Annotated in this window: 12 protein-coding genes; all 12 read right to left on the reverse strand. The window is 42.8% G+C overall.

Features of this window, described 5'->3' with window-relative positions:
* Window positions 1-26: 26 nt before the first annotated feature.
* The 12 genes from DMZ48_RS01095 to DMZ48_RS01150 all read right to left on the reverse strand — a co-directional run bounded on the left by DMZ48_RS01095 (window position 27) and on the right by DMZ48_RS01150 (window position 17647).
* Window positions 27-1646 (reverse strand): sodium:solute symporter, encoded by a 1620-nt coding sequence (locus DMZ48_RS01095; RefSeq protein ID WP_143953254.1) that lies wholly within the window; start codon window positions 1644-1646, stop codon window positions 27-29.
* Between the two features lie 4 nt (window positions 1647-1650).
* On the reverse strand, window positions 1651-2838 hold the full coding sequence (locus tag DMZ48_RS01100) for an aldose epimerase family protein (RefSeq protein ID WP_143953255.1): 1188 nt from the start codon (window positions 2836-2838) through the stop codon (window positions 1651-1653).
* A gap of 23 nt (window positions 2839-2861) precedes the next feature.
* Window positions 2862-4370, reverse strand: coding sequence for an L-arabinose isomerase (gene araA / locus DMZ48_RS01105; protein ID WP_143953256.1), 1509 nt, complete (start codon window positions 4368-4370; stop codon window positions 2862-2864).
* Window positions 4371-4400: 30 nt separating this feature from the next.
* Window positions 4401-5102: an L-ribulose-5-phosphate 4-epimerase gene (locus DMZ48_RS01110; protein ID WP_143953257.1), complete on the reverse strand. Its 702-nt coding sequence runs from the start codon at window positions 5100-5102 to the stop codon at window positions 4401-4403.
* A 3-nt stretch (window positions 5103-5105) separates the two neighbouring features.
* Window positions 5106-6782: a ribulokinase gene (locus tag DMZ48_RS01115; RefSeq protein ID WP_143953258.1), complete on the reverse strand. Its 1677-nt coding sequence runs from the start codon at window positions 6780-6782 to the stop codon at window positions 5106-5108.
* Window positions 6783-6859: 77 nt separating this feature from the next.
* On the reverse strand, window positions 6860-8851 hold the full coding sequence (locus DMZ48_RS01120; RefSeq protein ID WP_422395431.1) for an alpha-L-arabinofuranosidase C-terminal domain-containing protein: 1992 nt from the start codon (window positions 8849-8851) through the stop codon (window positions 6860-6862).
* Window positions 8851-10767 (reverse strand): glycoside hydrolase family 127 protein, encoded by a 1917-nt coding sequence (locus tag DMZ48_RS01125; protein ID WP_242009073.1) that lies wholly within the window; start codon window positions 10765-10767, stop codon window positions 8851-8853. The genes DMZ48_RS01120 and DMZ48_RS01125 overlap by 1 nt, the downstream gene beginning before the upstream one ends.
* Before the next feature lie 62 nt (window positions 10768-10829).
* Window positions 10830-11810 carry an arabinan endo-1,5-alpha-L-arabinosidase gene (locus tag DMZ48_RS01130; protein ID WP_143953260.1) on the reverse strand — a complete coding sequence of 327 codons (981 nt, stop codon included), beginning with the start codon at window positions 11808-11810 and terminating at the stop codon, window positions 10830-10832.
* Between the two features lie 10 nt (window positions 11811-11820).
* A complete protein-coding gene (locus DMZ48_RS01135; protein WP_143953261.1) occupies window positions 11821-12819 on the reverse strand; it encodes a glycoside hydrolase family 43 protein in 999 nt (332 codons plus the stop codon).
* A 10-nt stretch (window positions 12820-12829) separates the two neighbouring features.
* Window positions 12830-14353: an arabinan endo-1,5-alpha-L-arabinosidase gene (locus tag DMZ48_RS01140; protein WP_143953262.1), complete on the reverse strand. Its 1524-nt coding sequence runs from the start codon at window positions 14351-14353 to the stop codon at window positions 12830-12832.
* Between the two features lie 11 nt (window positions 14354-14364).
* A complete protein-coding gene (locus DMZ48_RS01145) occupies window positions 14365-15921 on the reverse strand; it encodes an alpha-N-arabinofuranosidase (protein ID WP_143953263.1) in 1557 nt (518 codons plus the stop codon).
* 91 nt (window positions 15922-16012) lie between these two features.
* The gene (locus DMZ48_RS01150) at window positions 16013-17647 is read right to left on the reverse strand and encodes a RagB/SusD family nutrient uptake outer membrane protein (RefSeq protein ID WP_143953264.1); all 1635 of its coding nucleotides are present in this window, start codon (window positions 17645-17647) and stop codon (window positions 16013-16015) included.
* Between the last annotated feature and the right edge of the window lie 12 nt (window positions 17648-17659).

Here is a 17659-nt window from a genome sequence, read left to right on the forward strand (position 1 = left end):
TTATGCATATTAGAGTAAACGCCTTGTTACTTTCCATTAAAGAACAGCATCACCCAACCAACGATGATGAGAATCAAAATGGAAACAAGGATATCTTTCCAGTTATAACTGGTCTTGCTTTTGGATTTCTCTTCTTCGGAAATCGTTCCAAAGGTGAGATTATCAGTCTTTATAGCCGGAGGTGCAGGAGACATTAAACTCACTATGATCACCAGAAGAATACAGAAAAGGAAGAACCAAGCACTGAAGGTAAGGAAGTTCACATCCCCGATCTTATATAAGATACCATCCGGGTCTAACGAGCCTTTTACCAATTCCAATACGATCCTGAAGGCTGCCACAATAAATCCGGCAATCAGGGTAATGAAAGCTCCCTGTCCATTAATTCTCTTATGGAAGATACCTAACAGGAATACCGCTGTGATCGGAGGTGCGATATACGATTGAACCTTTTGAAGATATTCGTAAAGCACTCCAGAGATATTCGCCATTATCGGAATCCAGATGATCCCGATAATCACCACGATCACCGTAGCGATCTGCCCGGTACGTACCAATTTCTTTTCCGGCGTATTCGGACGTAATTTTTTATAAATATCAACGGTAAATAAGGTTGAACATGAGTTAAATACCGAAGCCAGGGAACTCATCAGGGCTGCAAGCAGTCCTGCAGCTACCAGTCCTCTAAGTCCGGAAGGTAACAGATTGCTCATCAGAACCGGGAATGCCTGATCCGGTGAATCCCATTCCAGCTCACCTCTCATTTTCAGCGTTAATGCAATTACTCCAGGAATCAGAAAGATGAATACCGGTAACAACTTTAATAGTGCACCGAAGATCGTTCCTCTTCTTCCTTCCTTAATGTTTCTGGCGGTAAGAGCACGTTGTACGATATACTGGTCGGTACACCAATACCAAACACCAACGATGGTGCTGGTGATCAGCAGAGGCAACCATGGAAAGTCAGGATCTGACAACGGACGCCACATATTGAGGTACTCAGGAGTGATGGTTTCACGCATACTCTCCCATCCACCTACTTGTTCCAATCCTATTACGGTTAAGGTAGCCGCTCCAAGCAACAGGATGATCGCCTGTAAGGTTTCAGTATAAACAACCGCACGCATACCTCCAACTACCGTATAGAGCCCGGTAAGAATTACAGTAGATAATGCTCCTGTCCAGAAGTCGATACCAAGTAAGGCAGACACCACTACACCCCCGGCATAAATGGTCACGGAAATCTTTGTCAATACATAAGCGATGATCGAAAATACGGATAGAATCCAACGCGATCGCGCATCAAACCGTTTTTCCAAAAACTCAGGCATCGTAAACACCCCGCTTCGGGCATAAAACGGCAGGAATACCCAACCTAAGATCAATACGACCCAGGCCTGTATCTCGTAGATCAACATGGGAAGTTTGTTACCGGCACCTGCTCCTGCAAGTCCTACTACGTGTTCAGATCCGATATTCGAAGCAAAGATCGATGCACCGACTACGAACCAGCCCACATTTCTACCGGCCAGGAAATAATCTTCCGTATTCTCTTGTTTCTTTCGAATAATCCAGATAGCGATTCCAACAAGAACCATAAAATAGCCTGCGATGGCAATCCAATCAAAAGTATCTAATGTCTTCATCGGCTTATTTTATTGAAAATTTAAACGTGGTTTTTGTAGTATAGGTAGCCCCCGGCTCTAGTATTGTCGAAGGAAAATCCGATTGATTCGGACTGTCCGGATAATGCTGTGTTTCCAAGCAAAATCCAGTTCTGTATTCATGTTTACCTTCCCCTGATTTCAGTGAAAGTGTACCATCTAGAAAGTTTCCGGTATAGAATTGAATTCCGGGTTCATCCGTAATTACCTCAAGTAAACGACCGGTTTCTTTATCATAAGCGGTAGCAGCTACACGCATCCCGGTATTTTGTTCGTTAAGCACCCAACAATGATCGAATCCTGCACCCCTTTTCAGCTGCTCATCTTCCACCTGAATATCTTTTCCGATGGGTTTTGCAGTCGTAAAATCAAAAGGAGTTCCTGCAACTGAAGCGATCTCCCCGGTAGGGATCAGTGTTTCATCCACAGGTAAATAATGATCGGCATTGATCATTACTTCCTCATCCAGAATGGTCTTGCTTGGATCTCCTGATAGATTGAAATATGTATGCTGGGTCAGATTGACTACGGTCTTTTTATCGGTAGTGGCCTGATAAGTGATCTCCAAAGCATTCTCCTCTGTTAATTCATAGATAACCACTGAAGTTAATGCGCCAGGAAATCCTTCCTCCATATCATTACTAACATAAGTGAGCTTGATCGCAGGATTGTCTGAATCTTCGACAACACTGATATCCCATACTCTCTTATTAAAACCTTCAGTACCTCCATGCAAGGTATTTTTTCCGTCGTTCACAGATAACTGATAGGTCTCTCCATCCAATTCGAACTTCCCATCCGCGATACGATTTCCATATCGTCCAATGAGAGCACCAAAGAAAGGACCGTTATTAAGATAAGCTTCTAAATTCGGTAATCCCAGTACCACATCATTAAAATTTCCATCTTTATCCGGTGCCGTCATTTTAGTAATGATCCCACCATAGGAAATCACATCCACTTCCATCCCTTTGTTATTGGTAAGGGTAAAACGGCTGATTTCGGTACCGTCAGGTAGTTGTCCGTAGTCTGATTTACGAACTCCTGCTGCACTTTCCGCGATCGTGACTTCCTTCTCCTCTTTCTTCTCAGACGTTCCGGTCTTACAGCTAAAAGTGGTGAAGCCAAGAAACGAAACGGCAAGCACTAGTGCGAGTCGCTTGTTAGCATTCATAATTAGTTAAGTTTAAGTGTTAATTATTTTCCGTGCTGAAACAGATGATAGTAGGCTTCATTCGCATTGATTCTATCTTTGAAGTCTCTCACGGTAGTTTTATTATCGATAACCAATAGTTCTATTCCGGCAATATCGGCAAAATCTTCCATAAATTCGGTGGTTACCGCCTGAGAATAAACGGTGTGGTGCGCTCCTCCTGCCAAAATCCATGCAGTAGCTGCGGTTTCGAGATCAGGATTACAATCCCACAATACACGGGCAACCGGAAGCTTCGGCAGGTCAGCCATAGGCTCCACAGCATCCACTTCATTCACCACCAAACGGAATCTGGATCCCATATCTACCAAAGATGCATTGATCGCAGCACCAGCCGGTGAATCGAATACCAAACGTACCGGATCCTCTTTTCCTCCAATTCCAAGTGGGTGTACCTCACAATTCGGTTTGTCTGAAGCGATCGTCGGACAGATCTCCAACATGTGTGAACCGAGTACATAAGACTTCTCAGGTCCGAAATGATACGTATAATCTTCCATAAAAGAAGTTCCACCCTCGAGTCCGTCCGCCATTACTTTCATGGCACGAACCATCGCCGCGGTCTTCCAGTCACCTTCTCCTCCAAAACCGTATCCATCAGCCATCAGACGCTGTACAGCAAGTCCGGGCAGTTGTTTCAGTTTACCTAGATTTTCAAAAGTATCCGTAAAGGCTTTAAACCCACCTTCCTCTAAAAATGCACGAAGTCCGAGTTCAATCTTCGCGGCCTCAACTAAAGATTCTCGCTGTGCGCCACCTTCTTTTAAAGCCTCAGTCAGGTTATAAGTTTCTTCATATTCTGTTAAAAGCGCACTCAGTTGTGCCTCGGATACTTCCTCGATCTTGGCAACCACATCGGAAGAGTCATATCCATTTACCGAAAAACCAAAACGCATCTGGGCTTCCACTTTATCACCTTCGGTTACGGATACTTCACGCATATTATCACCGATACGTGCTACTTTAAGATTTTGAAGCTCATCCCAACCGCGTGCAACCCGTGCCCAAACACCAAGTTTCTCTTTTACGCGGTCCGTATCCCAGTGTCCAACCACAACTTTGCGTTTTCTGCGAAGGCGAGACATCATAAATCCGAACTCACGGTCACCGTGTGCTGCCTGATTCAGGTTCATGAAATCCATATCGATGGTATCCCATGGAATTTCTTTATTGAACTGGGTATGCAAGTGACAGATCGGCTTTTTTAACTGATTCAATCCGGCGATCCACATCTTGGCCGGTGAAAAGGTATGCATCCAGGTAATGATCCCGATACATTCATTCGTAGTATTTGCTTGCTGACAAACTTCCAGAATCTCCGAAGGTGTTGTGACCACCTTTTTATATTTTATAGTAACAGGGATCTGACCCGCTGCATCAAGACCGTTTGCAATGGCTTCCGAATTTTTTGCTACCTGTTCTAAGGTTTCAGGGCCATATAAGTGTTGACTCCCGGTTACAAACCATATCTCTTTATTTTCAAACTCCTTCATCAAATGATATTTTATTGTGAATACAATTGTTTATTGTCCGTAATAAGCGTCTTTTCCGTGTTTACGCTCGTAGTGTTTTTTAATCAGTGAATCTTTTAATCGCGGGGCATCCGGATTGATCTGAAGCGTAAGGTAGGCCATCTCCGCTACGGCTTCCAGAACTTTGGAATTATAAACTGCTTTTGCTGCGGTAGGTCCCCAGGTGAAGGGTCCGTGATTCCCCAGCAGTACCATTTGCACCTCTTCATGAGAAATTCCTTTTTCCTTAAAACAATCCAGGATCTGAATTCCGGTATTATGCTCGTAATTTCCTGCGATCAATTCATCCTTCATCGGGGGTGCACAGGGAATATCCGCCGTCAGGTGATCGGCATGTGTGGTTCCGAAGATCGGAATATCCCGTTGTGCCTGTGCCCACGCCACGGAATAGGTAGCATGGGTATGTGCGATTCCGCCAATATCTTCCCAATGTTTATAGAGGTAGGCATGGGTCTTCGTATCAGAAGAAGGACGTAAGGTCCCCTCTATGATGTTATTGTCAAAATCGAGAATAACGATATCCTCCGGTTTTAATACCTCATAAGGAACACCGCTGGGCTTGATGGCAAATACGCCTTTGGAGCGATCTACCGCACTTACGTTTCCGAAGGTGTAGATGACCAGATTCAGGGCATTCAACTGCATGTTCGCCTCATAACATTCCTGTTTTAAAGCTGAAAATTCTGAATTCATCTCTTATTTGTTTTTGGTAATCGTGGTTTCTATAAATCCGGCCAGTTCCGTGTAACCTGCCATTAGTTCTTCATAATAGGCCAGTTTATCCGATTGCGGTTGATATTCCGCTTCGAAATCACTACCCAGGTGCTTACTGGCCTCGTTAACATTCGGATAGACTCCGCCCACTACCGCAGCGTAGATCGCAGCACCTAAAGCTGGCGCCTGATCTGAAGCTGCCACCATGATTGGCTTGTTCAACACATCGGCCAATGTTTGCATAATGAAAGGTGATTTACGCGCCACCCCACCGATACCGGTGACACTGTCGATGCGCACCCCTTCCGCTTCAAAGCGATCAACGATCATCTTAGAACCAAAACAGATAGCATTTACCAGTGCATTGAAGATATGTGGTGCACGGGTACCCAGGGAAAGCCCGGATATCGCCGCTTTCAATTCCTGATTTGCATCGGGAGTTCTTCGCCCATTGATCCAGTCCAGTGCGATCGGAATACTTTGATCGGCACTCAGGCTGGCGGCTTCTTCAGAAAGTTTTGCGATAAAGGTATTATCGACCTGCTCTTTCAGTGCGCTTCGCTGTTCTTCGGTAAGAATATCAGATGTATACACCAGCGTTTCCAACGGCCAGGAAAGCACATCCTTAAACCAGGCTAAAAGATCACCAAAAGCAGACTGACCTGCTTCCAGACCTACCAGTCCGGGAATTACCGATCCGTCTACCTGTCCGCAAATACCATTAACAGTATTAGCTCCTACATCTTCATTATCAGCTACGATAATATCGCAGGTGGAAGTACCCATCACACGAACCAGATTGTGCTCCTGCACCTTGGCTCCTACCGCTCCGGCATGTGCATCAAAGGTACCTACGGCAATAACGGTATCTGTGGTAAGTCCGAGCTTTTCAGCCCACTCCTCATTCAGGTTACCGGCGGCTTCATCTGAAGTATAGGTTTCTGTATATAATCGGTCTCTTAAAGCTGCAAGTTCCGGATCCAGTTTGCTTAAAAATTCTTTCGACGGAAGTCCTCCCCATTCACTGTGCCACATCGCCTTATGCCCGGCGGCACATCTGCTTCTGCGGAAACTTTCCAGATCCTTATTATCGGCGAGTACATAGGTGAGGTAATCACAATGCTCCATCCAGGTATGTGCAGCTTCCTTTACGCCGGCATCCTCACGGATAATATGCAAAATCTTAGCCCAGAACCATTCCGATGAATAGATCCCTCCTTCATATTTACTATAATCAGGACCTCCCCAGCTTTTGCATAGTTCATTGATCTCTGCAGCTTCTTTAACGGCGGTATGATCTTTCCACAGCACCATCATGGCGTTAGGATTCTCTTCAAATCCCTCCTCAAAAACCAAAGGCTGCCCTTCAGCGGTTAACGCCATCGGAGAGGAACCGGTGGTGTCGATACAAATCGCCTTTACGGATGCTGCGGGAACCCCGCTCTCTTGCATAACCCCTTTGATCGTATTTTCCAATCCTTCTAAGTGATCCAGAGGATGTTGGCGAAATTGATTTATGATGGGTTTACAATATTGCTTTTCTTTCCAGCGCTGATAATAATGTACCGATGAGGCCACTTCTGCTCCATCTGCGCTGTTTACCAGTACCGCCCTAACCGAGTCGGTACCGTAGTCTAATCCTATTACGTATGTTTTCATTTCAGTAGTGCTTTAACAGGGTCAGCAAATATAGTAAAAATATTAAGTGTTGATTAAACACTTATAAAAACTTTATCTTATCTGTAGCTGAGTTTGATCACATTAAGTGACTGCCCTTCTAATTCTATTTCTACCTTATCCGATCCGGTTTTTATCTCTTGGGTTACGGGGCTTACATGCATTGGATCATCCAATGAATTCTCTGCGGAGAGGTCTGTCGCGACCAACTTCACCAATGTCGCTTTACGTTTCACCTTATTTCCACTGATATCAATACTCACGGTACTTTTATTGGAAGCTGTATTAACAAGCTTGATAATAATTTCGCCGGCCCTGGTATCTTTAACCGCAGAAGCATAAATTTCCTGTTGCCCGATAACAGCCTCACCTCCTTTGGTAATCTTCAACAGCTTGTCGCCACTATTCATTCCAAATAACTTTTGTACATAATAATTTGGAGTACCATAGGATCTAAGGTTATCGAACCATAAAAGATCCGGAGTCCATTGCCATCCTTCTACATGCGCCATTAGCGGGGCATAGGATGTCAGGTGAACCACATCTGCATTGCGCTCCAAACCGGTCATAAAAGCCGCTTCAGCAAGTGCACATTCCCAATTGTTCTTGTTCTCGGGACTTGCGATTGCAACACTTTGAGCTGCATATTCACCTGCAAAGATCTTTGGCCCGTTTCTGTCATAACTATCATATCGATCAGCATTCTCACGAAACCATTGCGGACTCCTGTAATAATGCTCATCAACGATCTCAGCATCTAACTTCTTGAGTTCTTCCATGCCATATTCAAAGAAATCACCATCTGGAAACGGTCCACTACCGGATACGATGATCATCTCAGGATAAGCAGCCTTTATCGCTTTTGCAAAAACTTTATATCGATCGATATAATCAGGACCCCACTGTTCATTTCCTACACCGATATATTTAAGGTCGAAAGGTTCCGGATGTCCCATATCGTTTCTGATCTTACCCCAGGTGGTAGTTATAGCTCCATTTGCAAATTCTATAAGGTCTAGTGCATCCTGTACATACGGATCGAGTTCATCCATTGGAACCAATTCTCCAGTATTGAACTGACAGGCCATCCCGCAACTCAAAATTGGTAAGGGTTCTGCACCAAGATCTTCAGACAATTGGAAATACTCAAAAAAACCTATTCCGAAGCTCTGAAAATAATCAGGAGTCAGTCGATGACTGAACTCGGTATTCCATCGATTGATGAGAATCTCCCGGTCTTCAACCGGACCAACCGTTTTCTTCCATTGATAACGCTGCTCAAGTGTTCTTCCTTCCACGATACACCCTCCGGGGAATCTAAGAAATCCCGGATTCAATCCATCAAGAAGCTCCACGATATCCTTTCTTAAACCATTCTTACGTCCTTTCCACGTATCTGTAGGAAACAATGAGATCATATCCAGATCGATCACTCCAGTACCTTCAAAACGAATGCTGAACTTCGCTTTTTCTTCGGTACGATTTGCTGTGAACATCACCTCATAGGTTTTCCATTCAGCGCTGTTCGGAGTGATCTTACTTTCTGCTAAAACCTTATTTTCACTATCGACTAGTTCGACAATGATTCCGGTAATACCTCTTTCCGGCAAAGCAGCATCCACAGACAATCGGTATTCCGCACCCTGCTTTACTCCCATTCCACGAAATCCATTGTTGATCATGGAATACCCCGCAGCATTATTTACGGTAACCCTGCAATAATTTCTATTGGTGGGAGCACCTTCATAGCGAACAGGCACCGCGATTCCCGAATCAGAATTATAGGAATGACGATCACTATTGGGTTGTTCCCAACCCATTAAAGGATCGAGAAACTCAAATGAACGGTTTTTAATCATTTCCGCATATAAACCGCCATCTGCGGCAAAATTAATATCCTCAAAGAAGATACCATACATCGTAGGCTGCACTTCTGAAACTTCGTTAGAAGCATTCAACTGTAATTGAACATCCTGGGCAGAGGTCAACACCCCTGCAGTCATAAATCCAGCACCAATGGCACTTTTTATCAGGTCTTGTAATCGAAACATTAATTCTCAACTTTTTCGTTAAGCCAAACTTTCATTTTCCCAATTCCCCTGTTAGACCAGCTGTAATAAGGAATTGCATTTATATTATCGCTTTGCAACATGTTGATTCCCCCGAGTAATTCAGGTTTTTCAACAATTTGAAACTTATCTGTACTTGAAATCGAAATATTGTCAATATCAGTATTATCCATTTCCTCCACTGCATAAACAAGCGGACCATATTCCAATGCGAGTTTACCCTGGTCCTCTGTAACTGCAGCATTAGCCTTTACAAAACGTGGCTCCATCGGAATATTCATGGTGATCTTATCTCCCGCCTTCCAGGATCTTTTTAATACGATATATCCCTCCTCGATGGTGGGTGTAATATTTTCTCCATTGACCGTAACAGAAGGAGTAAGGTCTGCAGTATTCACATAGCTGTACAGATCACCCGGTAAAACTTCATTTCTGGACCAGCCGGGAACTCTTAATTTCACAGTGAACTCTTCAATTCTTTTTGGCTCCAATTCAAGATTCACGTCACCCTTCCATGGATATCCTGAACGTTGCTCTATAGTAACACTTCCATCGGCAAGATCGATCTCTGAATCGGATGAAGCATATAAGTTCACATAGATCTCATCGTTCTTTTTTGAATACATCAATCCGGGAATCGCCGGAATGAATCGAATAAGGTTTGTCGGACAACATGAACAATCGAACCAGGACTGACGTGTACATGCGCCTCGGTTGAACTCATATTTTCCATCGGATTCCAAGGCGTTCGGATAAAAGAAATGCACCCCATCCAAAGAGATTCCGGATATAAGTCCGTTATAAAGGGTTCGCTCAATGATATCGTAGTACTTAACATCTCCATTGATATTATGAAGTCGTTGGTTCCAATAAACGTCTCCGATAGCTGCACAGGTTTCATTATAAGCAGTTAGATTCGGTAATTCATAATTCTCACCAAAAGCTTCCCCGTCATGTTTTGCGCCAATACCCCCGGTCACATACATTTTCTTATTGACCATGTTATCCCATAAGGCATTTACAGCATTGTAATAGGCACTATCCTGCTCAAGAGCAGCAATATCAGTCATAGCCGCATACATATAGACTGCGCGTACTGCATGACCGACAACTTCATCCTGATCGATTACAGGTACATGATCTTGTGAATAGGCTCCGAATAGTTTATGATTTTCAGGATCTCCACGATGATCGAGGAAATATTTAGAAAGGGTAAGATAGTCTTCTCTCCCTGTGATCTGATACAACTTGATCAACCCAGTTTCTATGATCTGATGTCCCGGAACCGCATGAATCTTTTCAGTGCCGTCACCAAATGTATTCACCATCAGGTCTGCATTCTTTAAAGCAATATCCAGGAAATTTTTCTTACCCGTAGCCCTGTAATGTGCGGCAGCGGCTTCGTATAAATGTCCTGCATTATACAGTTCATGACTCATGAATAATGACTCCCAGCGTTTTCCTTCTTTGACTTCAACCCAGGTAGCCGGAGGTTGTGCAGGGTTAATAGTTCTCCAGGTAGTCAGATATCCATCTTTTTCCTGTCCTATTGCTACAATTCCGATGAGTGAATCCAGCAACTGACTCAATTGTTCATTCGGCGAACTGATCAGAGAGTACGATGCTCCTTCAATAATCTTATAAACATCTGTATCATCGAATGGCATCGCTCCTTTAACAGTTCCTTCCAATTGACCTCCGGCCATCAGGAAGTTATCAAGTCTGCCTTCCTCCCGGCATTTCTCGATAGCAAATTCAATCGTCTTTTGTTGAACCCGTTCAATCACAGGCAACCAAAATGAATCTTTTAATTTTACATCTCGAATATTAACAGGCTCAAGATGATAGGCCAATGCTGGAAGATTACTCTCCATAGTTGCCTCACTCTTGTCCTCCACTTTTTTACAAGATGTTAAACATATAACTCCCGTAAAAATTCCTAAAAAAACAGATCTTATCATTATAATACATTTGATTTTAATTCTGGCCAGTCTGCGGCATCCCATTTAAGTTCCGAAACTTTCAATTTGGGTGCACCGTTCTCACTGGCGTCATATGCGTGAAAAAATATATAATCTTTATTTTCAAAAGTATAAACACTGCAATGTCCGGCTCCATACCATTTCTTATTTCCTTGTATAATCAAAGTTCCGCCACCTTGATTCAATCGTTTTCCATCTTTATCTAAATAAGGCCCCTGTACATTTTTTGAACGTCCCACTACGACTTTATAAGTACTGTTTTCCCCACGACAACACAGGTCCCAGGATAAAAATTGATAATAGTATCCGTTCTTTTTAAATATGAAGGGAGCTTCCAAAGCCGCATCCCCCGGATCGGTATCTTCTAATTCGAAACTTCGTTCTCTACGCGCTATTGTATACCATTCTTCCGGCGCTGCGACGCTTTTAAGGGATTCGTTTAACTTCACTAATTTAAGTCCATCCCAAAATGATCCAAATGCCAGCCATGGAGTCCCCGAATCATCAAATACCAGATTAGGATCTATGGCGTTCCACAGATCACGATTCGGATAAGACCGGACAACGATTCCCTGATCTACCCATTTAAATCCGGGATCTTCCGGATTTAAGGTTGTATTAGTTACAAGTCCGATTGCAGAAGTGTTTTTAGCAAAAGCAGAAATTGAGTAATAAAGATAATATACGCCCTTATGGAAAGTGATATCCGGTGCCCAGATATGATTTTTAAAATCAGGTACTACTTCATCCGCCCACACTGGCTTTTCCGGGAATACCGGCGCCTCCTTTTTCCAGGTAACCATATCCTTGCTACTGAAACAAGCGATTCCTTTGCCGGTACAATAGAGATAATACATCTCTCCTGATTTAATAACCACTGGGTCATGAACATATGTATCCTGACCGAAGACGGAACAGATCGATAAAATCAGTAAGCAGAAAACAAAATTACTTTTCATCCTTGATAATTTACAATTGGATACCTTCAGAGGTCATTACAACCCGCCTCATCGTACCATCTTCATTATAGTACAGCTGGTCAACACAAACGGATCGGTGAAAACTTCCCCCATTGGGCTGTATACCTCCGTTATGATAAATAAAATACCACGTATCTTTATATTCAATGATCGACTGATGATTGGTATTGCAGTTTCCTGCCAACTCATTCAGAATACCTTTAAACTCATAAGGCCCTTCGATCGATCGACTCATCGCATAAGCTGTCTTTTCCGGAAACTGGTATGCGTATGAGAGGTAATACCAGTCATTTGCTTTATGAATCCATGGAGCTTCCGTAAAATTTGGAAGGTCTATAGTTTTTATAGGTCCATCCAGAGACACCATATCCTCATTTAATTTGGCGTAATAACAAACCGTATTCCCCCAAATCAGCCATGCCTGTCCGTCATCATCAATGAATACAGTAGGATCGATATCATCCCAGGAAATATTGGTTTCTTTGGTCATATCATTGGTAATCAAAGCCTCCCCGATCGCATCCTTAAAGGGTCCTGTCGGACTATCAGACACGGCCACCCCTATTGATTTCCCCTCGATACTTCCATGGGAAACGGTTACATACCAGTAGAATTTACCGTTCCTTTCGATTACCTGAGCTGCCCAGGCATCTCCTGCCGCCCATGAAAAATCTGAAGGCTTTAAAGGAACCGGATGTTCTTTCCAATTCACCATATCGGTCGTGGAATACACCAGCCACTCATCCATTTTGTAAAAATGAAAATCATCAGCTGCCATATCATGCCCCGCATAAAGATACACGGTATCGTTATACACCAATGCAGCAGGATCAGCCGTAAACTTATCCCGAATGACAGGGTTATTGAACTGCCTGGCCATATCAGCATGCTCACCTACTTTATTCTCGGGGATAATTTCACCTGATTTTCCTTTACAGGAAAGAAGAAAGATCAAAATTCCGAAAACCAGTATTCCTGATATTCTCATTATTTTTTAATTAGTTAATCTTTTTACCCCAAATGGCAGTACCATCATTGTTCAATCCACTTAATAAAACAGTCTTCACGACATTATTCTCCCAGTCTCTTCCAAATTCCGCATATAGAATATCGGTATACCCGTTTGCCCAGCTTAAGGTAAGCCAGGGTGCATCATAAGACCATGTACTTCCTGAATCACCGTTCAAGGTTCCATCAGTTCCCAGAACCAAGGAGATTGAAGTTTGAAAATCAGGAGATGTTTGTTCTTTATCATAACCTGGAACAACTGTATATCCTAAAATGATCTGCTCATAGGTCCCGGCCAGATCAGCATTGGTGATCCCGGTAGATTCCACCATCGCATACCGCTCCGGTGAAACGATAGGCCAGCCATCTTCAGTCCAGTGTATTTTCCTCACATGTAAGACCATATAATAACTATCGATACCCGGCCTTCCCTGATGCGCCATAAAGTATTGACCGCCTCCATCATTGAAGACCGCAGGATGTGAGACTCCCTGCCAACCGGAATGACCATCAAATTTGTAAGGTGCGAGAATCATCGGAAAATTATCAGTTTCCGTATTTATGTCATTACCATTATAATCCAGAAACGGACCTTCAGGTGTATCACTGCGACCTACTCTTACGTTATATTTTGTTTGCAACCAATCATATGAAATGAACATAAAATACTTATCCAGGCTCTCATTGTAGATCACCTCGGCCCCTTCAATATTCCCATTTACAATGCCGCCGGTGAATCCTCTTTGTGCCACCCGCTCTCCTTTAAAACCAGAATTCAATGCCAATCCTGTGGCTGGATCCAATGGCAATCTATAGATACCATCCCATGCCGAACCATAGTAGAACCAATGCTCTCCGGTAGGGGTTACCACTACCGTCGGATCGATGGCATTGGTTTGAACAGTTGCATCATCCTGTGAAGTCACGACCAAACCTTTTTCAGTCCATGGACCAAGAGGACTACTTGCCGTAGCCAGTCCGATGACACTTAATCTGGGTACAGCACTGCTTAACGAATAATATAATCGGTATTCATTGCCATATTTATAAATGAAGGGTGCCCAAAGCGCCTGAAAAGGTTCACCACCTTTTGATTTTATAAACTGTGATCCTTTTGCCGGAATACCATCGAACACCCAACCAACAAAATCCCATTTCAACAGATCTTTTGATTTTCTGATCTGTATTCCCGGTTTTACCTCCGCACCATAGGCCACATCGGTATTGTACAGATAATAGGTGTCACCTTCCTTTACCACAGACGGATCATGAACATTATAGGGACCCCATCGATAGACATTTTCTACTGGAGCGAGCTCCCCGTATGTGTCTGCATATGTGGAAAAATCAAAACCTGTTTCCTCTTCCGGCTCTTCTGGGACTTCCGATATTTCAGGTGTCTCCTTACCAGCATCGGGGTCAGCAGGAGAATCCTTTGAACAACCCGTAAACGATAACCCTGTAAAAATTATCGCCGGTATCAGAACATATATCGAGCATTTGTTTTTTTTCATTCTTATCGAGATTATTTCCCTTCCAGAACAACTACCGAAAAAGGAGGGATTTCCAATTCAAGGGTTCCTTTTCTGAATTTGAATTTATCATAGGAAACAGGCACGATTGCATTTGGCTTATCGAATGTGTTATGATCTTGCAACTTCTTCGAAGTTAATATTCTTCCTGTGAATTTCTTCAAACCGAGCTCTCCGAGATCGATACTCACTTTGTTGGATTTCTTTGAATCGATGTTTACCAGGGAAACATGTACTGCACCGGCAGTATCTTTTGAAGCAGATACAGAGATGGCTGGTAACGATGCATCACCATAAGTAAATTCAGGAGATTGAAGGGTAACCGGGAGCATTGTTGCTTCCTGATGCACTTTATACATTTCCATCACATGATAGGTAGGCGTCAATAACATCTTCTCATCCTCAGTAAGAATCACGGCCTGTAACACATTGACGGTCTGAGCCAGGTTTGCCATCTTCACACGTTTACTATGGTTATTGAAGATATTCAATGTAGTACCAGCGATCATTGCATCACGCATGGTATTTTGCTGATATAAGAATCCCGGATTCGTACCATCCATCACTTCATACCAGCCTCCCCATTCATCGACGATCAATGCGATTCTGTTATTCGGATCATATTTATCCATAATCTCCGAATGCTTTGTAACTAATTCTTCCATTTTAAGAGCGGTTTCCATTGTGGAGAAATACTGTTCTTCATTGAACTCCAAAGAAGATCCTTTATTTTCCCATTCCACAAACGAATACGAGTGCAAAGCAACCCCTTCGATCAGATTCTTGGGTATATCGCGCATTAAAACTTCAGTCCAGTGATAGTCGGCTACGTTTGCACCGGAAGCGATACGGAATAGTTTATCGCTATTGGTCCAGTCGGTCATGAAGGTGGCATATTGCTTATAGATATTCGCATAATACTCAGGCGTCATATTTCCTCCACAACCCCACATCTCATTTCCAACTCCCCAGAATTTAACATTCCACGGTTCAAGCCGTCCGTTCTCTTCACGAAGCTCAGACATCGGGCTGGTTCCCTTATGATTTACATATTGCACCCACTCATTGAACTCTTTTACGGTTCCACTACCAACATTGGCAGCCAGATAAGGCTCTGTACCTAAAATTTCACACAGATTTAAAAAATCGTGAGTACCAAAGCTGTTGTCCTCGGTAACCCCTCCCCACCATTGATTGACTATGGTTGGTCTGTCTTCCTTAGGACCGATACCATCTTTCCAGTGATAGGTATCTGCAAAACAGCCACCGGGCCAGCGAAGGTTTGGAATTCCCAGTTGTTTCAAGGCATCGATAATATCGTTTCTAACCCCGTGGGTATTTGGAATCGGACTATCTTCTCCAACGAAGAATCCACCATAGATACATCTTCCGAGGTGCTCAGCGAAATGACCGTAAATATGTTTACTGATCACGGGAGCATCTGCCTCTTCCGAAACTTTAATCGTTGCGGTATCCTGCGCCGTGACTGCATTAATTCCAAATGCAGTGAAGGCTATCAAAAACCCTTTAACCAATCTGTTCTTTTTCATAAATACTAACTGTTAATAACATCATATGGTAAGCTTTCTACGGCTTACCATATGATTAATTGAATATAGCTAACTAACTGATTTTTTCATTTTAGTAACCGGGATTCTGGGTGAGATTTCCATTGGTTTGTAATGCTCCGAATGGAATAGGGTATATCTCTCTGTACTCCCCTGTTGAACCCGCATTATGGGAGAACCATGATTTGTTTGCAAAAACTCCAAAACGAATCATGTCCTGTCGTCTTCGACCTTCCTGATTAAATTCCCAGGCAAGTTCATCCAAAAATCTTCCATATTGGATATCTGCTCCACCTTCGTTTGAAGATTGATCCACAGTTCTTAAACCATAATCATAAGAGCTACCTTCCATAAGTTCTGCTCCTGTAACCTCTGCCTTAGAAGGGTTAGCTGCAAATGCCCGCTGTCTCACTTCAGTCACTAAACTAGCTGCGGCATCAGCATTACCTGTACGTAACAACCCTTCTGCTTTCATCATTATTACGTCCGCATATCGCAATACAGGATAATCATTACTTAAAATATTATTGCTCCCTTTCGCAATTTCGAATTTACCAAAACGGTATCCATGAATTTCTTCGGATTGATCAACACTCGGAACTTCGTTGATGTAGGCTAATGGCTGACCTGTAAAAGCACCCATAGTACAATAAATCATATCTCCCGTAGAAGTATATTGTTGACCGTATATGAAATTATCAGTTAAACGGCTATCATCCGGATCGAATGTATCGATAAACTGAGGAATTGCACACATTCCACCCCATGGGGTTTGCGTTAATTCATAAGTCGCCTGATTAGATGGCTGTAATGTTTGCATATGAATATCAAACTGGTTCCATGCGGTAGTATAAGAACCGTCAATTGCTAATCCAAAAATTATTTCAGGAGAATTCTCATTTTCAGTGATAAAAACATTCTTTTGATTTGATTCTAAAGAATAAACACCTGCATTGATAACTTCATCACATGCCTCAATACATTCAGCCCAACGAGCTGTTCCAGTATAAACTTCGGCATTTAGATAAATTTTTGCTAAAAGTGTATATGCGGCCCATTTATTAAAACGGCCATACATTTCCTTGCTGTTTGATTCACTTAGATCATCTAAACTCTCAGTGATTTCTTTTATAACAAAGTCATAAACCTCCTGTCTGGTATTTTGTTGAGGTAAATATCCTTCTTCAACTTCCCAATCAATGCTCAATGGCACATTTCCATAAAGGTCCATCAATATATAAAAGTAAGAAGCTCTCAATACTCTCAATTCAGCAAGAGTGGCGTTTTTGGTCTCTTCATCCATTGGAATGTACCCTGTATCCACCTGATAGATCAATTTATTACAATTGGTTACTCCTTCATAGGTTCGATACCATCCCTGATAAACATTATCATCTTCCGGATACCAGTTATGCTGATGCATTCTTTTATAAATTCCTCCATCGACCCATCCATTAGGTCTTGCTGGAATAACTATCTCATCTGCGGTCACTTCCTGTGAACGCCAAACGCCATTCCAGAATAATAATGTTTGTCTCCAGGCAGTATAACCGGATCCGATCAATGCTGCCACATCTTCATCTGTAGGATTAAAATCTTCAGCAACTATTGTGCTATAATTTCCATCCTCTAATTGCGTACAGGAACCAATACTGAGAAGTGACAGAACGACTCCTACGCTTAATATTGTATATCTAAATTTTTTCATTTTATTATCCTT

This window comes from Robertkochia solimangrovi (genome assembly GCF_007279655.1).
Taxonomy (GTDB): Bacteria; Bacteroidota; Bacteroidia; order Flavobacteriales; family Flavobacteriaceae; genus Robertkochia; species Robertkochia solimangrovi.